This is a genomic window from Algihabitans albus, from assembly GCF_003572205.1.
GTDB lineage: Bacteria > Pseudomonadota > Alphaproteobacteria > Kiloniellales > DSM-21159 > Algihabitans > Algihabitans albus.
The window spans coordinates 160,354-183,669 of sequence record NZ_QXNY01000005.1 but is presented as its reverse complement, the minus strand read 5'-3'; the positions used below and the strand labels follow the sequence as shown (position 1 = coordinate 183,669).

Here is a 23,316-nt window from a genome sequence, read left to right as displayed (position 1 = left end):
ATAGCGCGGAAAGGCGACAATGGCGGATACGAGCGAGTCGGGCGGCCGCGGCCTGCTGAACAGCAAGGCGGGCGGCCGCATTGCGGGCGGCTTTACGGAAGCTCTCAAACATGGCGACGTCGCCCTGGCGTTGGGCGTGGTGTGCATCCTCGTGGTGCTCATCCTGCCCATGCCGTCCTGGCTGCTCGACATCTCGCTTGCGATCTCCATGACCTTCTCGGTGCTGGTGCTGATGGTCGTGCTCTTCATCAACCGCGCGCTCGACTTCAGTTCCTTCCCCACGGTTCTGCTGATCGCCACGATGCTGCGGCTGGCGCTGAACCTCGCCTCGACGCGCCTCATCCTGAGTGACGGCCACGAGGGCACCGACGCCGCCGGTGAGGTGATCGAAGCCTTCGGCAACTTCGTGATGGGCGGCAACTTCGTTATCGGCATCATCGTTTTTGCGATCCTGATCATCGTGAACTTCATGGTGATCACGAAGGGTTCGGGACGTATCGCCGAGGTCTCCGCCCGCTTCAGCCTGGACGCCATGCCTGGTAAGCAGATGGCGATCGACGCCGATCTGTCCGCCGGCCTGATCGACGAGGGCGAAGCCCGACGTCGGCGCAAGGAGCTGGAGGACGAAAGCAACTTCTACGGCGCCATGGACGGCGCCTCGAAGTTCGTGCGCGGCGACGCCATCGCCGGCTTGCTCATCACCTTCATCAACGTCATCGGCGGCATCGTCATCGGCGTCGCCCAGATGGATCTTTCCTTCGGCGAGGCCGCCGAGAACTACACCGTCTTGACGGTCGGCGATGGTCTGGTTTCGCAGATCCCGGCTCTCATCGTCTCCACGGGCGCCGGTCTGCTGGTATCAAAGGCCTCGGCGATCGGTTCGGCGGATGAAGCGCTGTTCGGTCAACTCGGTGGCTACCCCAAGGCCCTCGGCCTCGCGGCCGTCCTGATGCTGGCCTTGGCCTTGCTGCCGGGTGTTCCCTTCTTTCCCTTCGCATCGCTCGCCGCGCTCGGCGGCGGCGCTGCTTGGATGCTTTACAAGCGCAACTCGAGCGAGGAACAGCAAAGGGTCGACGCCGAAGCGGCGGCCGCGCCTCCGGAACCCTCGGCGGAGGAGCCGATCGCCCAGGCACTGCAGATCGATCAGGTCCGACTGGAGCTGGGCTATGGCCTGCTGAGCCTGCTGAGCGCCGAGGGCGGCCGTCGGCTGACGGATCAGATCAAGGCGCTGCGCCGGCAGCTTGCACAGGAGGCGGGCTTCGTCCTGCCGTCGGTGCGCATTCAGGACAATCTGCAACTGACCCCGAACAGTTACGTGATCCGCATCAAGGAGATCGAGGCCGGCGACGGCGAGCTGCGGCCCGGACATCTGATGATCATGGATCCGCGCGGCGACCAGATCTCCCTGCCCGGCGAGGAAACCGTCGAGCCGACCTTTGGACTGCCGGCCATGTGGGTCGAAGAGTCGGCCCGCGAGGAAGCGCTGTTCCGCGGCTACACAGTGGTCGACCCCAACACAGTGATCACGACCCACCTGACCGAGGTGGTGAAGGACAACATGGCCGAACTGCTGTCCTATGCAGAGACACAGAAGCTGCTGGACGAGCTGGAAGGCGATCAGAAGAAGCTGGTCGAAGACCTGATTCCGAATACCATCTCCGTCGGCGGCGTGCAGCGTGTCCTGCAGAACCTGCTCGGCGAGCGTATCTCGATCCGTGATCTGCCGACCATCCTGGAAGGCATTCAGGAGGCCTGCGGCTATACGCGTAACGTGCTGAACATCACCGAGCATGTTCGCGCCCGCCTGGCACGTCAGATCTCCAATGCCGCAGCCACGCAGGACGGGTTGCTCCCGTTGGTGACGCTTTCGCCGAACTGGGAGCAAGCCTTCGCGGAAGCCCTGGTGGGCGACGGTGAGGAGAAGCACCTGGCGATGCCACCTTCCAAGTTGCAGGAGTTCATCTCCAACGTGCGCCAGACCTTCGAGCGGCAATCGATGCTGGGTGAGAGTCCGGCCTTGCTGACGAGCCCGAGCGTACGCCCCTACGTCCGCTCGATCGTCGAACGCTTCCGACCGCAGACCATGGTTTTGAGTCAGAACGAGATCCATCCCAAGGCCAAGTTGAAGACCGTTGGCCAAGTCTAACGCTCCCAATCGGCCCGCAAAGGACCCAGCCGCCTGATGCGACTGAAAACCTTCACTTCCAAGACGCTGCCCGAGACCATGGCTCTCGTACGCGAACGCCTGGGCGACGACGCCGTCATTCTCTCAACTCAGGAGATCGACGGAGCCGTTAAAGTGACGGCGGCGCTCGACGACGAGTTCTCGCCGGAGCTCGAGCAGCAGGCCCGCCGGACGGCGGCCGAATGGGTGACCGAACTGGCCGAGCTGCTGGAGGCGCATCGCGTTCCCAACGGCCTCGCCGACCGCCTTCTGAACGCCGCGGTTCACGCCGGAGCAAGCGACCAGGAAGAGATGCTGGTCACCGCCCTGGTCAGCGTGTTCGACTTCGCTCCCCTGCGCTTTCGCAAGGCTGGCCAGGCGAAGCCCGCTCCGCTGTTGATGATGGGACCGCCGGGCGCCGGCAAGACGGCGACCGCCGCAAAGCTCTGCGCCCAAGCCCGGCTGGCCGGGCAGGCAGCGCACCTGATTTCGATGGACACGGTGAGCGCCGGAGCCCGCGAGCAGGTGACCGCCTTCGCGGGGGCCTTGGGTGTCCCCCTCTCCTTCGCCGAGACCGCGTCGCATCTGTCCGGGGTCGTCGCGAAGATCCCGAGCGACCGGCTGATCGTGATCGATACCATGGGGGCGAATCCCTTCGTCGCCGATGAGCTCAGCGCGCTGGCCGGCGTCGTGCAGGCGGCCGATGCCCTGGGCCTCTTGGTCCAGCCAGCCGGCGGCGACGCGCTGGAGGCCGCGGAGAGCGCTCTGGCCTTCGCCGAGGTCGGGGCGCGCCTCTTCGTGCCCACGCGTCTCGATGCCGCCCGGCGCTTTGGCGGCATTCTGGCGGCGGCTCAAGCCGCGCAACTCTCGATCATGGCCGGCGGCGTATCGCCCAGCCTCGGCTCCGGCCTCAGCCCCTTGTCGCCGCGCGGTCTCGCCAAGCTGCTGGCTCCGCATTGGAGCCGTCAGGCGGCGACCGACGACGACTTTCTGCCCGCGACTGGAACCTTCCAATGACCTCCGCCACTTCCCGAGTCACCCCCAGCGCGTCGACGGTCGTCCAGACGGGACCGGTGGCGAACATGATCGCTGTCGCCTCCGGTAAAGGCGGCGTCGGCAAGACCTGGCTTTCGATCGGTCTCGCGACCGCCTTCGCCCAGCTCGGGCAGCGCGCACTGCTGTTCGACGGCGATCTCGGCCTGGCCAACGTGGATGTCCAGCTCGGACTGGTCCCGGAATACGACCTCGGCGGTGTCCTGCAAGGGCGCTACGCCCTGGAGACGGCCGCACAGACTGTGGAGAGCTGCGGATTCTCGGTGATTGCCGGGCGCTCGGGGTCCGGCAATCTCGCCGCACTGGAGCCGCCGCGGCTTGGCCGACTGACGGCCGACCTCAGCCAGCTCTCCGAGCGCTACGATCGCGTCTTGCTGGATCTCGGCGCCGGAGTGGACCGGACCGTCCGCTTCCTGGCGTCGCGCGCCAAGACCTGTCTCGTGATTACGAGCGACGAGCCCACGGCTATGACGGATGCCTATGCCTTCATCAAGCTACTGACGATGAGCAATACGGGTGCCGACTTGCGCGTAGTCGTCAATATGGCCGGCGACAGGGCGGAAGGCGAAAGAACCTACGCCACATTGCGCAAGGCTTGTGAAAACTTCCTCAAGATCTCTCCGCCCCTGGCCGGCATTGTACGGCGCGATCCCTACGTACGCGAAGCGATTAGACACCAGGCTGCACTTCTGGTGCGCCACCCCAATACGCCCGCCGCTCAGGACATCGAGGCAATCGCCCGCCAGCTTGTAAAGCCATAGCGCATAGGTAGCATTTTCCTATCATTTACAACATTATTTTGGCAAAGTTTCGAGATCGAATTCGCCTAACGAAAAAAGGGATGACTTGCCGGCGACCGGCGAGGTCTTCGGAACCGCCGTCGCTGCCACTTTTTCCTTCGCCGTCGCTAGCGTTGGGCCTGCGCCCGCTGTCCGAGGCCGAACAGAGGTCCGAACAGCCGGTTCTTCCGGATTGCGAGTTCGTAAAGCACCCAGCTTGCCGCAAGCGTCAGGATGAAAAGAAGCGGCATCTCGGCCAGCACCGGAAGTTGGCAAGCGAAGAGAGCGACGGCGAGCAGAATCAAGACAGTCTGGTGCAAGGCATAGAACGGCAGGATCGCCCGAGTCAGATAACGCAACAGTGGCGAAGGTCGATCGAACCAAGCTTTTGTCAGACCGCAGAGGGCGAGAATCATCGTCCAACCGAAGATCGCCGCCGCAGTGCCGTAGAGGGGCAGCCTCCAGACGTCAGGCACCAGTCCCGCACGCAAGCCATAGCGGAGCGCTAGAAATCCAGCCATGCAGAGGACTGCGGCTCGCGCCAGAGGCCGACGTCGCGCCTCCAGGTAGTTCCAGACGCCCGATTTAGCCAGCAGAATGCCGGCCAGGAACAAGCCGAGCCAACGCAGATGGGCTGCCCAATCGTCCACCAGAGCATGGGTATCGGGTCTGAACAGGAGTGCCAGCACATTGGCGGCCGCGAACCAAAGCCCGACCGCCAGGAGCGGAACCAAAGGGTCCTGCCGCTCGACCCACCCGGCGAGGCGTTCGATCCCGCGCGGCAGCGCCGCTGCCAGGCCGGCGAGTAACGCTGCATAGACCAGGAGATAGGCGACGAACCAAAGATGATTCCAGGTTGGCAGAATGATACCGAAAGACTGATCCGCAACCAGATAGTGCCCTAACCAGAAACTCAGGAAACCAGGAGGAATGGCGTTATCCTGACGCAGTTCCAGGTAGCTCTGTGGCGGGACGAGCACCAGCACCCCCAAGAGCAGAATCGGCAAGAGGCGCGTGATGCGGCCTCGTAAGAAAGCGCCCGGCCCTTCACGGTCGAGAAGATGTCTGCAGGCGACGCCAGATATGAAAAACAGGAGAGCGAGACGCCAGGGATTGAGCGCGACCATCGGCCAAGCCAGCCACTCCAGGATGCAGGCGCTCTTCACATGAAAATCCCACGGCACATAGAGCATGCCGATGTGGTACACAATCAGAAGTGCGAAGGCTGCAACGCGCAGCCAATCCAGGAAGTACTTGCGCTGATCCGCAGGCATGATGTCGCTTCGCCCCGCCGTTGTTCGATCGTGGCTCAAACTAACCGGCCGAAACGGCCGGTGTATGAGCGATGACACCAACGGCGGCAAATCCGGGACGAGCGGTGGCGGCAGAGAGCAGGTGTCGTTCCAAGATGTGACGCGGTCGGTCTCGTCCGGACAGTCTCTCGGATTTTGGGGTCTGTGGTTCGGACTGCTGACGGCGGTCGGAGTGACCAACGCGGCATCCAGCCTGACCGAGGCCGCCCGTTTCGGCGAAGCCGTGGAACCTTGGAAACCCTACCTCTGGGAAGCCACCAGTGCGGCAGGCATTCTGCTCGCGCTGCCCGGCCTGGTCTGGTTTGTCCGGCGTTACCCCGTGAGCCGCCACAAAATCGCCCGACAGGTCTTCTTGCACACCGCGGCCGCTCTCGCCTTCAGCGCTCTTCACATCACGACGATGCTAAGCCTGCGCGAGGGCATCTATGCCATGACCGGCAACAGCTACAGCTTCGGTCCGTGGCTGCCGGGACTGATCTACGAACTGCGCAAGGATCTGGTCGCCTACCTGCTGATCGTCACGATTCTCAATCTGATGCAGACAGGCGGCAGAATCGCGCGCCGACCTGCCAGGGGCCTTCGGGACTCCAGCGGTCTGTCTCTAAAAGCTGGAGAGAGCGAGGATCGCTCTACGCCGAAAGTTCTGATTTTGCACGACGGCGGACAGAGTTTGGCGATCGATCCAGCGAGCCTGCTGGCGGTGAAGGCAGCAGGCAACTATGTCGAACTTCTGCGAGAGAGCGCCACTCCGCTTCTGGTGCGTGCGACTCTGGCCGAGGTCGAGGTTGCGACGCGTCCCTTCGGCTTCCTACGCATCCATCGGTCTTGGATCGTCGCGCACAACCGTATCCGGCAGGTGACGTCGACACGCGCCGGAGACTTCAGGGCTCAGCTAGACACCGGATTAGTGATACCGGGATCTCGGCGATACCGTCGTGGCTTGAAGCAAGACGGCGGGCAGCCGAAGCCGGTCGTTAGTCCTGCCGCACCAGACTGAGCCGCTTGCCCTCGTCATCGCTCGGCTCTCCTGCGTCGTCCAGCAGCGCTTGGGTCCAGGGTCCGTCCGGCATGTCGGCGGCAAGCTGGGTGATGTGCTCGTTCCACCATTGCCGCTGACGGCTCAAGTCGTCGTAGTCGTACTGCGCCTCCGACCAGATCCGGTCCGACTGCCTATAGGTGAGCATGTCAATCGGATAGCCGACGTCAGCCGAAGAAAAACGGGTCGAATCGAACGAGAGATAAGCCAGCTTGAGCGCCGTCCGCATCGGGGTTGCATAGCTCAGCGCGCGGTCCAAGATCGGTTTTCCGTAGGCGGTCGCGCCAACTGAGAGATAAGGCGTTCGGGCGTCGATCTCGATCCAATTGCCTTCCGGATAAACCAGAAAGATTGTCGGTTCCGGATCGTCTGCCAGGCAACCGCCCAGGATAGCATTGAGGTTGAAAGTAAGTTCCGAGCGCTCCAGAGCTTCGCGGTCTTCTTCGGCAACCTCGCGCAGGGCTCCGCTGTAGGCACTGACCGCCTCAAGCATAGACCCGAAGCCGGTTTTACGATCCCTGCGTTGGTCGCGATCGAAATAGGCCAAGGTCTTGTCGCGCAACGACCGGAGTCCGGAGGTCATGATCGCCACCTGCGCGTCCGGGGGGCCATGCAGAGTGGCCTTGCGGGCGTTGCTGACCTGATGCCCGGCGGTAATCCGCCCATCGGCGAGCAGCACGAGCCCCTGCTCAACCTTAATCCCCAGGCAATAGGTCAAACGCTGTCCTCGCTCCAGCCGAGTCGTGAAAGAAGATGCTCGCAGCCTTTCGACAGGTCAGCAAGCGCCATGCAGACAAACGATCACCCTATTTCCTCGACAGGGGGAACGCGCGAGGCTATCTCAAAAAAATCACCACCAATAAAAATTATCTGTAGAAAAACGGTGGCAGTACAACAGGGATCATAATACCGGCGCTGCAAGCGCTGAAACTGGGAGAATAGACGTGGACTTTATCCAAACTACCAAGGCGGTTGGCTTGGCTGCAACCCTTGCTGTCGCAACCGGAACTGGGGCACTGGCGCAGGACCGTGACGGTTGGCCCGACAACTTCACCGTCGGTACGGCAAGCCAAGGCGGAACCTACTTCGCCTATGGGTCGGGTTGGGCCAACTTGGTGGCTGAATCTTTGGGCCTCTCCGGCGGCGCCGAGGTAACCGGCGGGCCGACCCAGAACATGGCGCTGGTCCATACCGGCGATGTCGCCTTCGGTATGACCACCATGGGCCCGGCGGCCGAGGCGCTTGCAGGAAATTCGCCCCTTGCGCCGGGCGTGCCTCTGGACAACGTTCGGGCGATCTTCCCGATGTACCAGACGCCTTTCTCGATCACGACTCTCTCGTCTTCGGGCATCACCTCGATTTCCGAGATCCCGGCAGGCTCCAGGATCGGCTTCGGGCCGTCCGGCTCGACGTCCGACACTTACTTCCCACGCATGCTGGAGACTCTCGGTGTCGATTTCGAACGCCGCAACGGTGGCTGGAGCGACCTGGGCGGCCAGTTGCAGGACGGCCTGCTGGACGTGATCGCCTTCGCCGCCGGCATTCCCATTCCGGCCGTCAGTCAGCTTGAAGTCCAGACTGACGTCAACATCGTGGACTTCAATTCGGAGGAGCTGGCGACCATTCTGGAAACTTTCCCGGTTTCCGAGTTCGTTATTCAGCCCGGCACCTATCAGTCGCTGGACCGGGAGGCTCAAGCCGTGGCGATGTGGAACTTCGCCGTCGCCAGCGCCGACCTGTCCGACGACTTCGTCTACGAGGTGGTCAAGACGGTGATGGAGAACCACGACCGGATGATGGAAATCCACAAGGCGTCGCGGTCGACCGTTCCGGAAAACTACATCTACAACCAGGTTCTGAAATGGCACCCGGGCGCCGTGCGCTGGTTCGAGGAGAACGGCTTCGACATCCCTGACGAGTTGGAAGGCTGATCGCCTTTAGAAGACCGCCGGGCCGTGTGTTCCAACGCGGCCCGGCAACTTTCTCGCCGTAACCGCTGGGCAGAGGTATCCTAAAGAGAATCTACCCGCCAGCGTCGTCCGAGCGCCTGGGAGGCACCTTTCGAGATGAGCAGCGAAACAAACAGCGCGCCGGCCGGCACCGACGGCCGCGTCGTCGCAGAGGGCGTGGACGAAGAGCCGACCGCTGGAAACCTTCGTCTGTTCCAGGGCTGGAGGCTTTATCTCACCGGCGGCTTCGCGGCGCTCTACGCTGCCTGGCACGTCTACACGCTGAACGTTGCGCCCATGGAAACCTGGGCCTTTCGCATCACCCATGTTCTGGGCGCCTTGATTCTGGGCTTCTTGCTGTTCGCCGCCGCCCGGTTCCCACGCGAACGCACGGCTGGCTTACGTCTGCAATGGGGACTGGCCGGTCTTTGCGTGCTTCCGATTGTCTATGCGATCGTTCGGGTCGGCCTGATGCACCTGGAACTGCAGGGCGGAGCCCAAGGCATCGCAGCCGAAATCGAGATTTGGCATTTCGGTATTCCCCTGCTGGCCGGAACGGCGCTGGCGCTGCTCGGCAGCTGGACCTTTCGCTCCTCTCAAGATCGCCTTTCACCCTTCGATCTGGTGCTGATTCTGGCAGCGCTTGCGAGTTCGAGCTACTTGCTGGTTCACCTGGACGGTACCTCCCTGCGCATGCGCGCCGGCACCCCCTTCGCAACGCCGGGCAACCTCTATGCCTCGCTCGTCGGGGTTCTGCTGATCCTGGAGCTGACGCGGCGCGTGGCCGGCCTTGCGCTGGTGGTCATCGCCGTGATCTTCGTCGGCTACGCCTTCGCCGGACCCTGGCTACCCGGCTTCCTGGCGCATCAGGGGTTCGATCTGCGGCGTTTCTTCAGCTATATCTACACCGACGCCGGCATCCTGGGTCCGACGACGGCGGTCTCCTCCACCTACATCATCCTTTTCATTATCTTCGCGGCTTTCCTACAGGCATCGAAGGTCGGCGACTACTTCGTGAACTTCGCCTTCGCCGTCGCCGGACGCGCTCGCGGCGGTCCGGCCAAGGTCGCGATCTTCGCCTCGGGCCTGATGGGCATGATCAACGGCACCAGTGCGGGTAACGTTGTGGCCACCGGCTCGCTCACCATTCCGCTGATGAAGCGCATCGGCTACCCGCCTAAGTCTGCCGGTGCGGTGGAAGCGGCGGCCTCGACCGGCGGCCAGATCATGCCGCCGATCATGGGCGCCGGCGCCTTCATCATGGCGGAAATCACTGGCATTCCCTACACGGATATCGCCGTGGCCGCGATCATCCCGGCGGTTCTGTACTTCGCCTCGGTCTACTTCATGGTGGACTTCGAGGCCGGAAAGCTCGGCATGCGCGGTATGCGCGACGACGAGTTGCCGCGTGTCAGAGAGATGGTCAAACAGGTCTTCCTGTTTCTCCCCATCGTTATTCTGATCGCCGCTCTCTTCATGGGCTACTCGGTGATCCGGGCTGGTACCCTGGCGATGGCGGCGGCGGCCGTGGTGAGCTGGCTGACTCCGCATCGCATGGGGCCCAAGGCACTCTATCGGGCCTTCGAGATGGGCGGCTCCATGTCGGTACAGATCATCGCCGTCTGCGCCTGCGCCGGCGTGATCGTCGGCGTCATCTCCCTGACCGGCGTGGGCGCCCGCTTCTCCTCCCTCCTGCTGACACTGGCCGAAGACAGCCAGCTTCTGGCGCTGGCCTTCGCCATGTTCATTTCGATTTTGCTGGGCATGGGCATGCCGACGACAGCCGCCTACGCCGTTGCCGCTTCGGTCGTGGCGCCAGGCCTGATCCAGCTCGGCATCCAACCGCTGACGGCGCACTTCTTCGTTTTTTACTTTGCCGTGATCTCGGCGATCACGCCGCCGGTCGCCCTTGCCTCCTATGCCGCGGCCGGCATCTCAGGCGGTAACCCGATGGAGACCTCCGTCACCTCCTTCAAGATCGGTTTGGCGGCCTTCATCGTCCCCTTCATGTTCTTCTACAATCCGGCCCTGCTGTTCGACGGCAGCAGTCTGGAGGTGTTGCGTGCGCTGGTGACCGCTACCGCCGGAGTGGTGCTTCTCTCCGGTGGCGTGCAGGGCTACTTCTTCACAAGGTCGGTCAATCCGGTATTGCGCGTCGGGCTGATTCTGGCCGCGCTTTTGATGATCGAGGGCGGTTGGATCACCGATCTGATCGGCATCGCCATCGCGGTCTCGGTGATCGCCGCGCAGCGCTTGGCGGCACGTTCGGCAGCCTGAGGGAGGTAAGGATGTTTCGGGATGACCTGCTGGCTGGCAAACGCATCCTGATCACCGGCGGCGGCACCGGCCTGGGCAAGGCGATGGGCCGGCGCTTCCTGGAGCTCGGCGGGCGTCTGATGATCTGCGGCCGACGCCAGGAGGTTCTTGAAGAAACCGCCGCCGGCTTCGAGTCCGACTTCCCCGGCCAGACGGCCTGGCAAACCTGCGACCTGCGCGACCCGGCTCAGGTTACGCAGCTTGTCGTCGCCTGTTGGGATCGCCTCGGCGGACTCGATGTGCTGGTCAACAACGCCGCCGGCAACTTTGCGGCCAAAAGCGAGACCTTGAGCCACCGCGCCTTCGACGCCGTGGTCAATATCGTGCTGCATGGCACCGCCTACGTCACTCTGGAGGTCGGCAAGCGTTGGATCGCGGAGCAGCAACCCGGCACGGTCCTCTCCATCGTGACCTCCTATGCCTGGACCGGTTCGGCCTACGTCCTGCCCTCGGCCACGGCCAAGGCCGGCATTCTCGCCATGACCCGCAGCTTGGCGGTCGAATGGGGACCGAAGAGGATTCGCCTCAACGCCATCGCGCCGGGCCCCTTTCCGACCGAGGGCGCCTGGTCGCGGCTGATCCCCAATGAGCGGATCGACAAGCTCTGGCACGAGAAGATCCCGCTCAAGCGGTTCGGAGAACACCGCGAGCTGACCGACCTCGCCAGCTACCTGATTGCCGAGGGCTCCGGCTATATCAACGGGGACGTCGTCACCATCGACGGTGGCGAGTGGCTGTCCGGAGCCGGCCAGTTCAACCTGCTGTCCGAGCTGACGGACGCGGAATGGGCCAGGTGGCGGGACACGGCGAAGGGCTGATTCGCAGCTTCGCGGATTGCGGAGAGGCCGCGACCCACCCTATCCTTCGCCCATGCCTCTGGATGCCAAACTCCCGGACGGCTGGATCACCAGCGTCTGCCCGCACGATTGTCCCTCGACCTGCGCCTTGGAGGTCGAGGTCCTGGACGAACGCCGCATCGGCAAGGTGCGCGGCGGCCGGCACAACCCCTACACGGCGGGCGTGATCTGCGCCAAGGTCGCGCGCTATGCCGAGCGGATCCATCATCCCGAGCGCCTGACCCAGCCCTTGCGCCGGATCGGCGAGAAGGGCGTGGGCCGCGCCGCCTTCGAGGCGATTTCCTGGGACGCCGCCCTGGACCTGGTGGCCGAGGGCCTGACCGCTGCCGAGCAGCGGCAGGGACCCGAAGCGGTCTGGCCCTACTTCTACGCCGGGACCATGGGGCACGTGCAGCGCGACGGCATCGAGCGACTGCGCCACACCAAGGGCTACTCGCGCCAATGGTCGACCATCTGCGTCACCTTGGCCGAGTCCGGCTGGCTGGCGGGGGTCGGCGCCAAGAAGGGCGTGGATGCCCGCGAGATCGCCAAGTCCGAGCTGGTCGTGGTCTGGGGCGGCAACCCGGTCAGCACCCAGGTCAACGTCATGACCCATATCGCCCGCGCCAAAAAAGCCAACGGCGCCAAGCTGGTGGTGATCGATCCCTACCGCACCGGCACCGCGGAACAGGCCGACCTGCATCTGGCGCTCAAGCCCGGTACGGACTCAGCTCTCGCCTGCGCCGTAATTCACGTCCTGCTGCGCGACGGACTGGCCGACCGCGCCTACCTGGCCCGATACAGCGACTGGAATGCCGAAGTCGAGGCTCACTTCGGCGCCCGCGATCCTGCCTGGGCGGCAGCGATCACCGGGCTCAGCATTACGGAGATCGAAGACTTCGCCCGGCTCTACGGCTCCACCAAGAAGAGCTATCTGCGCGTCGGCTACGGCTTCTCGCGCTCGCGCAACGGCGCCGCCAACCTGCATGCCGCCTCCTGCCTGCCTGCCGTAACCGGCGCCTGGGCTGTCGAGGGCGGCGGTGCGCTCTGGGGCAACGGCGCCATCTACAATCTCGACAAGACGCTGATCGAGGGACTGGACGCGGCACAGGCGCGGCCGGCACGCAGCCTGGACCAGTCCCGCTTCGGACCGGTGCTGACGGGCGATCCGCGCGACCTGGGCGAGGGTCCGCCGGTTGAGGCGCTCTTTATCCAGAACACCAACCCCATCGTGGTCTGCCCGGAGTCCGGCAAGTGTCGCGACGGCCTGGCACGCGATGACCTCTTCGTCGCCGTCCACGAGCAATTCATGACCGAAACGGCCGCCATGGCCGACGTCGTGCTGCCGGCCACCATGTTCCTGGAGCATGACGACTACTACACCGCCAGCGGCCACACCTTCCTGCAGGTCGCTAAGGCCGCTGTCGCACCGCCCGAGGGCTGCCGCTCCAACCACGAGGTGATCTGTGCACTGGCGGACCGGCTCGGGGCCGAACATCCGGGCTTCGAGATGACGGCCTGGGAGCTGATCGACGCAACCTTCCGCGCCTCCGGCCATCCGGGCGCCGACCAGGTTCACGCCATGGGCGGGCTGGACTGCGGCGAGGATTTCGCCACGGCCCACTTCATCGAGGGCTTTCCGCAGCCGGGCGGCCGATTCCGTTTCGCGCCCGATTGGACCGCGCTGACCGCGCCGGTCGAGCCGGGTATCGGCCCGGACACGGCCGGCATGCCCGCCCTGCCCGATCACTGGACCGCCATCGACGAGGCCAAACCGGACAAACCCTTCCGTCTGGTTGCCGCGCCGGCGCGAAGCTACCTCAACACGACCTTTACGGAGACGCCGGGCTCGCAAGTGCGCGAAGCCCGCCCGAACGTGCTGATGCACCCCGAGACCTGCACCCGCCTAGGCCTAGGCGAAGGCGAACGGGTGCGGATCGGTAACGACTTGGGCTCGCTGGTCGTGCCGGTCCGTCCTTTCGACGGGCTACAGCCCGATGTCCTGGTGATCGAGTCGATCTGGCCGAACGAAGCCTTCGAAGAAGGGATCGGCGTCAACCTGCTGGTCAGCGCCGACATGGGTGCGCCGCGGGGCGGCGCCGTGTTTCACGACACCGCCGTTTGGGCGCGGAAGACCGACTGAGGAGCGAGCCCGGTCGCGATCGGCTCAGGCGAAGACCCGCCGGAAGATCTCCTCGACACGCTTGCTGTGGTAGCCGAGGTCGAAACAGACCTCGAGAGCCTGATCATCCAGCGGCACCTCGGGATCGGCCTTGAGTTCCGCCAGGAAGTCGGCGCCCTGCTCCCAGACCTTCATGGCGTTGCGCTGAACCAGACGATAGGCGTCTTCGCGGCTGATGCCGGCCTGCGTCAGGGCCAGGAGAACACGCTGGGAATGGACCAGGCCGCCCAAACTGTCGAGGTTGGCCTGCATGGTCTCGGGATAGACCAGCAGCTTCTCGATCACGCCGGCCAGGCGGCTCAGCGCAAAGTCCAGTGTCACCGTGGCATCGGGACCGATCATCCGCTCGACCGAGGAGTGGGAGATGTCGCGCTCGTGCCAGAGCGCCACGTTCTCCAGCGCCGGCGTGACGTAGGCGCGGACCATGCGGGCGAGCCCGGTCAGGTTCTCGGTCAGCACCGGGTTGCGCTTGTGCGGCATGGCCGAGGAGCCCTTCTGCCCCGGCGCGAAGTATTCCTCGGCTTCGCGCACCTCGGTGCGCTGCAGATGGCGCACCTCGGTCGCCAGGTTCTCGACACAGGCGGCGATCACGCCCAGCGTCGCGAAGAAGGCCGCATGGCGGTCGCGCGGGATCACCTGGGTGGAGACCGGCTCCGGCGCGAGACCCAGCTTTGCGGCAACATGGGCCTCGACCGCCGGATCGATATTGGCGAAGGTTCCGACGGCGCCGGAAATGGCGCAGGTGGCGATCTCGCCACGCGCCGCCTCGAGCCGTGTCCGGCAGCGGGAGAAGGCCGCGTAGTGGCCGGCAAGCTTCAACCCGAAGGTGGTCGGCTCGGCATGGATGCCGTGACTGCGGCCGATGCAGAGCGTGTGCTTATGCTCCTCGGCGCGCGCCTGCAAGGCCGCAAGGACACGGTCGAGGCCGGTCAACAGAAGTCCGGCGGCTCGGTCGAGCTGCACCGCCAGCGTCGTGTCCAGCAGATCGGAAGAGGTCATGCCCTGGTGTACGAAGCGCGCCGGCTCCCCCACCGCCTCGGCCAGATAGGTCAGGAAGGCGATGACGTCGTGGCGGGTTTCCGCCTCGATGGCTTCGACCTTGGCCGTGTCGCTGTCGCTCCAGCCCTCGATCAGCGGACGGCCCTTGTCCCAGACCGTTGCCGCCGCCTCTTTCGGAATCGTGCCCAGGTCCGCCAGCGCATCGCAGGCATGGGCTTCGATCTCGAACCAGATGCGATAGCGGTTGGCGGCCGACCAGATCTCGGCCATCTCCGGCCGGCTGTAACGGGGAATCATGACGGGCTTTGCTCCGGTAAAACGGGGTGACGCGCGAAGGCCTCGACGAAAGTCTCGGGCCAGAGATGATTGGTGTCGATGTAGCGGCGTTGCCGAACCTGCTCCCCGGACAGGGTCACGGCTCGCAGGTCGAGCAGCGGCAGGCCCAGACGCTCGGCGGCGTCCGTCAAGCTCGCAACGAAGCACTTGTGCGCGATCAAAAAGCGGCTGCGCTGCGCCGCCGGAACCAGGGTCAGGGGCGCATTGCTGGCGGGCGGCGTCATCAGGATCGGGGTCAGGCCGCGTGCCTGGCCTTCAGCCGCGACGAAGGCGGCGAGATCGCTGGCCACCTCCCGAATACGGGCCATCAACGCGCTGTCGCTCATCTTGAGACACTGGGAGAAGAGCCCCTGGGTCAGCCGCAAATCCAGTTCGCCGATGCAGATCGCCGGGATCGCCCCCTTCGGCATCCGGTCGAGTGCGAGGCGGAAAGCCGTTTGCAGCGGCTCAGGACTGTCCGCGACGAGCGCCGAAGGTGTCGCTTCCAGCAGCGGTTCGGGCAGAAGCAAGGCCTGTCCGCCCTGCCAAGGCACCACGAGATGACCGGCAGAGATGCAGTGGGTATCGCCGATCGCCACGATCAGCGCCGCCACCTCTCCTTCATAGAGATCGGGCCGATCCGCCCGATAGGTGAGAAGACGGCGCAGAAGATCGGCGACGGTCGCAAAAACCGCGACAAGGGACTCGCCCTCCAAGCTGCCTTTTTCGGCCTCTGCCAGATCCAGGTCGCGGAGAACCGCGTCGACCCGGTTCTCCCGCCAAGCGGCCAGAGCGCGCAGCACGGCCTCGTTATGGCGCTGTGCGGGCGTCTCGGCGGCCGGCAGTTCGGCGAGCAGGCGGCTGCGGCCCAGCCCGTAGAGGCTGCGCGCCAGAAAGCAGGCCGGATCGGCTTCTCCGCCCCGTCTGCGGCCGGGCAGCATCAACTCGGCGGTTTCCGACAGGGCGCCGTGCCGGTAGGCCAGGGCCGCGAGAATCCGGCGGCCGCCCTCCACCTCAGGGTCAACCGCCAGCGCCCGGCGCGCATAGTCGTAAGCTTCGTCGGTCCGCTTGGCCGCCATGCTCAAGCGCGCCAGTAACAGCAAGGCGACCGGCTCCTCGCCCCCGACCTCTACCAGCCGTAGCAGAATCCTGCCGGCCTCTTCCGCCTGGCCAGCCGTCTGCAGCGCCTCCGCCAGCCCCCAGGACGCGGGAGGTGAATTCGGCGCCAGTTCCACCGCACGCCTGAGGGCGGAAATGGCCTCGTCCGATTCCTCGAGACGATAGAGTGCCACACCGTAGAGTCGCTGCGCCTCCGCATGGTCCGGCTGATCGGCCAAAAGAGCCGTGGCGCGGTCCGCCGCGGTTCGCGGATAACCACGACTGAGATATCCGAGGATTTCGGCGATGGCCGGCTCGGGCTGTGCGCTTTGCATCGGTAAAGAAAGTCATCTCGAAGGGGGGAACGGCGCGCACCATGCCCCGAGCCGACCGGCTATGGCAAGCAACAGCCTCGACGCGCGGCATCATCTCGAAGCAGTTCGCCGCACCCAGCTCGAAGCTCACGTCAAGGTCTATCGAAAGTCGGATTGACCCGCTCTTATTTTGATGTTTTGATATTTATCAAAATAAAGGAGTGAGACATGATCCGCTGGCCAGCTTGGCTCCTCGACAGCCTACGATTTCTCAGGCGCACAGCCCTCACCTCGGCAACCGCGCAAGAACTCCGCGCGTTGGACCCTAGCCTTCTGAAGGACATCGGGATTGGGCCGGAACAGATTGACGCCGTTGCCGCCGGTCTGGTGCAGCGCGGTGAAGATCAGCACACTGCGGCGGCCCAGCCCTCCAGCCGCAGGGCCGACGTCGTCGTCCTGCTGCCGCCGCGACGACCGGTTCCAGCCCTATCAGCCTGCGATGCAACCTGCTGCGCCGCTTGACGTTCGAGGAGCAAGAGTCCCATGAAGCGCATTCATATCGGCCTGTCGGTCGCCGACATTTCCGCCTCCGTGGCTTTCTACAGCCGGCTGTTCGGAGCAGAGCCGACGCTGCTGAAGGACGACTACGCGAAGTGGCAGTTGGAAGACCCCAAGGTGAACTTCTCGGTCTCCAAGCGCTGCGAGACCCCCGGTGACTTTCACCTCGGGATTCAGGTCGAGACCCCTGCCGAATTAGCGGATATCTCCGACCGGCTGCGCAAGGCCGGCGAAAAGCTGATCGCCGAGGGACCAGCCAGCTGCTGCTATCACCGCTCCGACAAGGCTTGGGTGTTCGACCCGCAGGACATCCGCTGGGAGACCTTTCTGACCCACGGCGAAGAGCCGATCTACGGTGAGGACAGCTTGACGCCCAGCCCGGCTAGCCGTCCTGGCGAGGCCGACGCCTGTTGTTCTTGACTGCCACGGCCGAGCACTGCGCCAGCCGGGCTGGCTGAGCGTTCTCGCTTTGGCTAACCTTGGAAAAGCTCCGCCGCCGGCGGAACGCCAAGACCAAGGAGGCCTGAATGATCTCCGCCGAGTATCTGCGCACACTGGCGCGCTACAACAGATGGCAGAACGACAATCTGGTGACGGCCGCGGACGGCCTCGACGAAGCAGAGCGGCGCGCCGATCGCGGGGCCTTCTTCGGATCCATCTTCGGGACCTTCAACCATCTTCTCTGGGCAGACCGGATGTGGATGAGCCGCCTCGCCGGTCTTCCGAAACCGGTCAAACCTCTGACCGAGTCGGTTTCGGAAGCCGAGGACTGGCCGAGCTTCAAGACAGCCCGCAAGGAAACCGACGACGTGATCTCCACCTGGGCGGATCGGCAGGGCGACGGCGACCTGACCGGCCAACTGACCTGGCACTCGCGGTCGGCCGACCGCGAGTTCAGCCAACCGCTGTGGCTGCTCGCAACCCACGTCTTCAACCATCAAACGCATCATCGCGGCCAGATTCACGCGCTACTGACCGCCGCCGGGGCAAAGCCCGGCGCCACCGACCTGCCGTTCATGACCGCCGCGTAAGACTGCCCGACAGCCAGGTGGGCGAACCGCCAGAGACCAGGCCACGCAAGCGATTGAGGCTATAGAGGCCGCCCAGACGCCCCAATCCCAGCCAAGTTTCGCCACCTTCTTTAGCGAATCTTAAGGCTAATACCCCTTGATGCGACCACGGTGCAGGAAGCACATCTAATGAAGTAGGGCTGCAAGGGGCTTACCTTTGAGCCAGGGAGGAAGATGCCCGTTGCGTAACCAGCGACGGAGGTCTTCCATGTGGACACTTTCCAGCGATATTGGCACCGGGCACCGCCGTGGCGCCGAAACGGCGGCGTCCAAGCCCGCTCGGCGCTCCGCGGAGCAGCCCACACCGCTGTTCCGCAAACTCACCTCCACCGACGCGGCGGACTACGAAGCGCACCTGCTGCGTCTCGGACCGGCCGATCGGCGGATGCGCTTCTGCGGCAGCGTCAGCGACACAGCCGTCAGCGACTACTGCGCTGCGATCGACTGGGCCAGGACCGTGATCCTGGCCTGTTTCGTCGATCGGGATCTGCGCGGCGCCGCCGAACTTCGGCTGCTCGACAGCTCACCGCTCCAGGCCGAATTCGCCTTGACGATCGAGGACGGCTTTCAGGACCGTGGCCTGGGTACGGAGCTGTTGCGCCGCAGTCTGATTGCCGCGCGGAACCGGTGCGTCACGACAGTCACGATGATCTGCATGATCGAGAACGCCCGCATGCAGCGCATCGCCAAAAAGTTCGACAGCGTTCTCGCGCTTGAAGACGGTGAAATCGAGGGCCGGCTGCGGACCAGTTGGCCGACCTATCTTTCGCTGCTGGAGGAAGCCGCCGGCGACGCCCAGGCGTGGTTCCGCGCCCGGTCGCATGCCAATGCACAGCTTCCGGCCAAGCGGACAGCCTGAAGTGAGCGAGACCGGACCAGCCTGCAACGCAGGTCCGGCCCGACGTTTAATCGGACGGGCTGCTTAGAACGGGACTTGCGCCTTAGGCGGAAGCGAACCCACTTCCGCCTATGACGACCGCACTCTAGGCCGGGTCGGCGTTCGGCTGCGACTGCAAGAGCACGAACCGCTCCAGGCCCATCTTCTCGATCAGACCGAGCTGGGTCTCCAGCCAGTCGACGTGCTCTTCCTCGTTGACCAGGATGCGCTCGAAGAGATCGCGGCTGACATAGTCCCGCACCTCCTCGCTCTGTTTGATCGCATCCCGCAGATCGGGAATGGCCTGGTGCTCGAGCTTCAAGTCGCACTCCAGCACCTCCTTGACGTCTTCGCCGATGCGCAGCTTGTGCAGATCCTGCAGGTTGGGCAGGCCTTCGAGGAAGAGGATGCGCTCGATCAGCTCGTCGGCGTGCTGCATTTCCTCGATGGATTCCTTGTATTCCTTCTCGGCCAGTACCGAGACGCCCCAGTCCCTGAGCATGCGCGAATGCAGGAAATACTGATTGATCGCCGTCAGTTCGTTGACCAGGATCTTGTTGAGGAACTGGATAACCTTCGGGTCGCCCTTCACAGTCTCTACTCTCCTGCTATGCCCACACGTGCAAGGTCCAAAGCCTAAAGGCGCGGCCCTTTAAGGCAGCGCTCAGACTTTTGGCCGGTGGCCGATTTCTATTGTCTTCGTGGGATATAGCCCAGGCCGCGGGGCGCACAAACCGCAAATTCTTTGCGGATTAGGCCGACAGCTCGCTCAGACCTGTCCGCGCGCCTTCACCGGAACCCGTCTGCAGCATTTCCCGGACGGTGTCGATACAGCGTCCGCACTGCGGCCTCACACCGTGATGCAGATAAACTTTCGCGCAGCTGAGAGCGCCGGCATCCACGGCCTCGCGCACCTTGCGGCAGTTCAGGTTGTTGCAAACACAGACAATCACAGCAGCTCTGGCCCTCGCGCGACTCTCACTTTAATTGCGAGCGATTTGCAGTTGCAAAGATGTGCGTTCTGAGAACGATTGTCAATCTCGTATTTGGACGCCGTTCGAGCCTGAGCGGCGACGACAAGTCGCACCATGATCCAGATCAGACCGGCAGGGTCTCGTCGTCGAGGCTCATCAGCGAGGCGTTGCCGCCGGCCGCGGTGGTGTCGATCGAAACCACACGCTCGACCGCGAAGCGCTTGAGGTAGTTCGGACCACCCGCCTTGGGGCCGGTTCCGGAGAGGCCCTCACCGCCGAAGGGCTGCACCCCGACGACGGCGCCGATCATATTGCGATTGACGTAGGCGTTCCCGACCTTGGCGCGGCGCACGATGTAGTCGACCGTGGAGTCGATCCGGCTGTGGATCCCCAAGGTCAGCCCATAGCCGCTGGCGTTGATCGCCTCCACGACCTTGTCCAGGCGATTGGCCTGATAACGCACCACGTGAACGAAGGGGCCGAAAACTTCGCGCTGAAGCCGGTTCAGCGAGTCGATCTCGAAGGCGGCCGGTGCGACGAAGGTCCCGAGTTCCGTGTCCGGACCCAGCGGCGCACGGGCGATCAAGCGGCCGTCGTTGGTCATGGCTTTGTCGTGGCCGCACAGCAGGTCGCGTGCCTCCTCGTCGATCACGGGGCCGACATCGGTAGCCAGCTCGCCCGGATCTCCGACGCGCAATTCCGCCATGGCGCCGCTCAACATGTCGAGGGTGCGTTTGGCCACGTCCTCCTGCAGAAACAGCACGCGCAGGGCCGAACAGCGCTGCCCCGCCGACTGGAAGCCGGAGATTACCACGTCCTGCACGACCTGCTCCGGCAGGGCGGTGGAATCCACGATCATGGCATTCTGACCGCCGGTCTCCGCGATCAGGGGAACGACGGCGCCATCGCGCGCGGCGAGCGCCCGATTGATGGTCTGTCCGGTCTCGACCGACCCGGTGAAGGCGACGCCGCCGATCCGCGCATCCCGGACCAGCCGCCCGCCCAGAGCCGCGCCGTCGCCCGGCAGCAGGTGCAGCACCTCACCCGGCACACCGGCGCGATGCATCAAGCGCACGGCGGCCGCCGCCGTCAGGCTCGTCTGTTCCGCGGGTTTCGCCAGGACGGCGTTGCCCGCCATCAACGCGGCGACGATTTGCCCCGTGAAGATCGCCAATGGAAAGTTCCAGGGACTGACGCACAGAAAGACACCGCGCCCGACATGGCGCAGTTCGTTGCGCTCGCCGGTCGGCCCCGGCATGCGGCGGTCGCCGGAAAAGGCCTCCAGCCCGCGCGCCGCGTAGTAGCGGCAGAAGTCCACCGCCTCACGCACCTCGGCCAGAGCGTCGCCGACGGTCTTGCCGGCCTCGCGGATCGCCAGGGCCATCAGATCGGCCCGGTTTTGCTCGTAGAGATCTGCGATCCGCCCCAGGATCGCCGCCCGCTCTTCCGCCGCGACGTCCCCCCAGTCGACAGCGGCAGCCTCGGCGCGAACCAGGGCCTTGTCGGCCATCTCGGGCGTCGCCCAGACGGCTTCGCCGACCTGTCGGCGACGATCCGCCGGGTCGAACACGGGCCGCGCGGCGCCTGTCTGCGCGACTCCGCCCAGCAGCGGCGCCGCGCTCCAGGACGTCGCCGCCCGACGCTCCATCGCCTGCCCCAACTCCGCCACCACCAGAGGGTCGGCCAGATCCAACCCGGCGGAGTTCGCGCGCTCGCCAAGCTCCGCGCCGCCGAAGAGATCACGCGGCAGCGGAATGCGCGGATGCGGGATCGTCTCCAACCGCTCGGCCTTGGCCACCGGATCGGCGACGATCTCCTCCAGCGGGAGGGCTTCGTCCTGGATGCGGTTGACGAAGGAGGTGTTGGCCCCGTTCTCCAGCAGCCGGCGCACCAGGTAGGCCAGAAGGTCCTCGTGACTGCCGACCGGTGCGTAGATGCGGCAGGGCACGTCCAGCTTGTCGGGACCGACGATCTGCGCGTAGAGCGCTTCGCCCATGCCATGCAGGCGCTGGAACTCGAAGTTGTCCCCGGTCGAGGGAGAACTGGCGGGTCGGTTGCCGGCCATTTCCAGCACCGCCGCCAGGGTATGGGCATTATGGGTCGCGAACTGCGGGTAGAAGGCCCGCGGGTTCGCCAGCAGCTTCTTGGCGCAGGCGAGGTAGGAGACGTCGGTCGAGACCTTGCGGGTGAAGACCGGATAGCCCTCGAGCCCGCGTTCCTGGGCCAGCTTGATCTCGGTGTCCCAGTAGGCGCCCTTCACCAGCCGCACGTTGAGACGTCGCCCGGCTTTCCCGGACAGCTCGCCGAGCCAGTCCACCAGGCGCGAGCAGCGCTTCTGATAAGCCTGGATCGCCAGCCCGAAGCCCTGCCAGTCCTTGAGCGCCGGGTCGCAGGCGACCGCCTCGAGCACCTCCAGCGACAGGTCCAGCCGGTCGGCCTCCTCCGCGTCGACGCAGAAGCCCATGTTCTGCTCCGCCGCCATGACCGCCAGGGCCTTCAGCCGGGGCGCCAGCTCGTCCAGCACCCGCTCGCGCTGTCCGAACTCGTAGCGGGGATGCAGGGCCGAGAGCTTGACCGAAATGCCCGGCCCCTCGTTGACCGCCTTGCCGCTGCCGGCCTTGCCGATCGCGCGGATCGCCGACGCGTAGCTTTCGTAGTAGCGCTCCGCGTCCGCCGCCGTCCGCGCCGCCTCGCCCAGCATGTCGTAGGAATAGCGGTAGCCCTGGCCCTCCAGCTCGCGGGCCCGGCTCAAGGCCTCCTCGACGCTGCGGCCCATCACGAACTGGCGCCCGAGAATGCGCATGGCCTCGCGTACCGCCGTGCGGATCACCGGTTCGCCGGAGCGATGCACCAGACGGCGCAGGAAGCCGCCCAGATCGGCGCGCTCCCGCTCCTCCAGCCGGACCACCCGGCCGGTCAGCATCAGGGCCCAGGTGGAGGCGTTGACGAAGAGCGACTCGCTCTTGCCCAGGTGGCTCTGCCACTCCGCCGTACCCAGCTTGTCGGCGATCAGCTTGTCGACCGTGAAAGCGTCAGGCACCCGCAGCATGGCTTCGGCGAGGCACATCAGCACCACGCCCTCCTTGCTGGAAAGCTCGTACTCCTGCAGGAAGGCATCGATGCCGCCCTGGCGCAGGCGCGAGGCCCGCACGGCCTCCACCAGCTGGCGCGCCCGCTGACCTACCCGGTCGCCGGCGGCAGCGTCGAGCCTGGCCTCCTCGATCAGGCGGCGTACCACCGTCGCCTCGTCAGCCAGGGTGTCCTCGCGTAGGCGCCGGCGCAGCGGTCCGGTCTCGGTGAGAGCGGCATCGATCAGCATCTTGTGGTCCTCACGGCAACTTGGCATCCGCGGCAGTCTTCGCCGCCCGGGCTTTCAGCTAAGCAGCCAAACTAGCGCATCCCGCGTTCGAGCGAAGGGAAACAAGATGTCGTAAGCCGTTAGCAGGGACCACTTTTTTGCATGAAGCCGGCGAATTCCCGCGC

The 23,316-nt window shown here is 64.9% G+C and carries 19 protein-coding genes; 12 read left to right on the top strand and 7 right to left on the bottom strand.

The genetic code is table 11. The features are described 5' to 3' along the window. The first annotated feature begins 19 nt into the window (after positions 1–19). The 3 genes from flhA to DBZ32_RS14880 are packed head-to-tail and all read left to right on the top strand — an operon-like array spanning position 20 to position 3,978. The gene (flhA, locus tag DBZ32_RS14890) at positions 20–2,146 is read left to right on the top strand and encodes a flagellar biosynthesis protein FlhA (protein ID WP_119167978.1); all 2,127 of its coding nucleotides are present in this window, start codon (positions 20–22) and stop codon (positions 2,144–2,146) included. A gap of 36 nt (positions 2,147–2,182) precedes the next feature. After that, entirely contained in the window at positions 2,183–3,181 is a 999-nt protein-coding gene (locus DBZ32_RS14885; protein WP_119167977.1) for a flagellar biosynthesis protein FlhF, read from the top strand. Continuing rightward, positions 3,178–3,978, top strand: a complete 801-nt coding sequence (locus tag DBZ32_RS14880) for a MinD/ParA family protein (protein ID WP_119167976.1) — start codon at positions 3,178–3,180, stop codon at positions 3,976–3,978. Before DBZ32_RS14885 ends, DBZ32_RS14880 begins: the two co-directional genes overlap by 4 nt. 146 nt (positions 3,979–4,124) lie before the next feature. Here DBZ32_RS14880 and DBZ32_RS14875 read toward each other — a convergent pair whose 3' ends face one another. Further along, positions 4,125–5,270, bottom strand: a complete 1,146-nt coding sequence (locus tag DBZ32_RS14875) for an acyltransferase family protein (RefSeq protein WP_119167975.1) — start codon at positions 5,268–5,270, stop codon at positions 4,125–4,127. Positions 5,271–5,334: 64 nt separating this feature from the next. Between DBZ32_RS14875 and DBZ32_RS14870 the strand changes: the two genes are divergently transcribed. Then, complete coding sequence (locus DBZ32_RS14870; protein ID WP_162906770.1) at positions 5,335–6,306, top strand: LytTR family DNA-binding domain-containing protein; 972 nt, start codon at positions 5,335–5,337, stop codon at positions 6,304–6,306. On the opposite strand, the gene DBZ32_RS14865 is transcribed toward DBZ32_RS14870, so the two are convergent. Beyond that, positions 6,284–7,063 (bottom strand): peptidase, encoded by a 780-nt coding sequence (locus tag DBZ32_RS14865; protein WP_119167973.1) that lies wholly within the window; start codon positions 7,061–7,063, stop codon positions 6,284–6,286. The two genes, DBZ32_RS14870 and DBZ32_RS14865, sit on opposite strands and share 23 nt — an antisense overlap. A 226-nt stretch (positions 7,064–7,289) precedes the next feature. On the opposite strand from DBZ32_RS14865, the gene DBZ32_RS14860 reads away from it, so the two are divergent. From DBZ32_RS14860 to DBZ32_RS14845, 4 genes are all read left to right on the top strand, one after another. After that, entirely contained in the window at positions 7,290–8,276 is a 987-nt protein-coding gene (locus DBZ32_RS14860; RefSeq protein WP_235830217.1) for a TAXI family TRAP transporter solute-binding subunit, read from the top strand. A gap of 135 nt (positions 8,277–8,411) precedes the next feature. Continuing rightward, positions 8,412–10,571: a TRAP transporter permease gene (locus tag DBZ32_RS14855; RefSeq protein WP_119167972.1), complete on the top strand. Its 2,160-nt coding sequence runs from the start codon at positions 8,412–8,414 to the stop codon at positions 10,569–10,571. Positions 10,572–10,582: 11 nt separating this feature from the next. After that, entirely contained in the window at positions 10,583–11,428 is an 846-nt protein-coding gene (locus DBZ32_RS14850; RefSeq protein WP_119167971.1) for an SDR family oxidoreductase, read from the top strand. A 52-nt stretch (positions 11,429–11,480) separates the two neighbouring features. Then, a complete protein-coding gene (locus tag DBZ32_RS14845) occupies positions 11,481–13,589 on the top strand; it encodes a molybdopterin-dependent oxidoreductase (RefSeq protein WP_119167970.1) in 2,109 nt (702 codons plus the stop codon). 24 nt (positions 13,590–13,613) lie between these two features. Here the strand turns inward: DBZ32_RS14845 and purB are convergent, their stop codons facing one another. Both purB and DBZ32_RS14835 read right to left on the bottom strand, forming a co-directional pair. Beyond that, positions 13,614–14,924: an adenylosuccinate lyase gene (gene purB / locus DBZ32_RS14840; protein ID WP_119167969.1), complete on the bottom strand. Its 1,311-nt coding sequence runs from the start codon at positions 14,922–14,924 to the stop codon at positions 13,614–13,616. Beyond that, positions 14,921–16,375, bottom strand: coding sequence for a tetratricopeptide repeat protein (locus DBZ32_RS14835; protein WP_119167968.1), 1,455 nt, complete (start codon positions 16,373–16,375; stop codon positions 14,921–14,923). Before DBZ32_RS14835 ends, purB begins: the two co-directional genes overlap by 4 nt. Positions 16,376–16,582: 207 nt before the next feature. Between DBZ32_RS14835 and DBZ32_RS14830 the strand changes: the two genes are divergently transcribed. The 4 genes from DBZ32_RS14830 to DBZ32_RS14815 all read left to right on the top strand — a co-directional run bounded on the left by DBZ32_RS14830 (position 16,583) and on the right by DBZ32_RS14815 (position 18,841). Then, positions 16,583–16,876 carry a DUF1127 domain-containing protein gene (locus tag DBZ32_RS14830; protein WP_119167967.1) on the top strand — a complete coding sequence of 98 codons (294 nt, stop codon included), beginning with the start codon at positions 16,583–16,585 and terminating at the stop codon, positions 16,874–16,876. Positions 16,877–16,897: 21 nt separating this feature from the next. Beyond that, positions 16,898–17,332 carry a VOC family protein gene (locus tag DBZ32_RS14825; protein ID WP_119167966.1) on the top strand — a complete coding sequence of 145 codons (435 nt, stop codon included), beginning with the start codon at positions 16,898–16,900 and terminating at the stop codon, positions 17,330–17,332. Between the two features lie 107 nt (positions 17,333–17,439). Then, the gene (locus DBZ32_RS14820) at positions 17,440–17,943 is read left to right on the top strand and encodes a DinB family protein (protein ID WP_119167965.1); all 504 of its coding nucleotides are present in this window, start codon (positions 17,440–17,442) and stop codon (positions 17,941–17,943) included. Positions 17,944–18,190: 247 nt separating this feature from the next. Beyond that, a complete protein-coding gene (locus DBZ32_RS14815; protein ID WP_119167964.1) occupies positions 18,191–18,841 on the top strand; it encodes a GNAT family N-acetyltransferase in 651 nt (216 codons plus the stop codon). A gap of 124 nt (positions 18,842–18,965) precedes the next feature. On the opposite strand, the gene bfr is transcribed toward DBZ32_RS14815, so the two are convergent. The 3 genes from bfr to putA form a co-directional block, all read right to left on the bottom strand. Then, on the bottom strand, positions 18,966–19,451 hold the full coding sequence (bfr, locus tag DBZ32_RS14810) for a bacterioferritin (RefSeq protein ID WP_119167963.1): 486 nt from the start codon (positions 19,449–19,451) through the stop codon (positions 18,966–18,968). A gap of 160 nt (positions 19,452–19,611) precedes the next feature. After that, a complete protein-coding gene (locus DBZ32_RS14805; RefSeq protein ID WP_119167962.1) occupies positions 19,612–19,812 on the bottom strand; it encodes a (2Fe-2S)-binding protein in 201 nt (66 codons plus the stop codon). Positions 19,813–19,957: 145 nt separating this feature from the next. Beyond that, positions 19,958–23,152 (bottom strand): bifunctional proline dehydrogenase/L-glutamate gamma-semialdehyde dehydrogenase PutA, encoded by a 3,195-nt coding sequence (gene putA, locus DBZ32_RS14800; RefSeq protein WP_119167961.1) that lies wholly within the window; start codon positions 23,150–23,152, stop codon positions 19,958–19,960. Between the last annotated feature and the right edge of the window lie 164 nt (positions 23,153–23,316).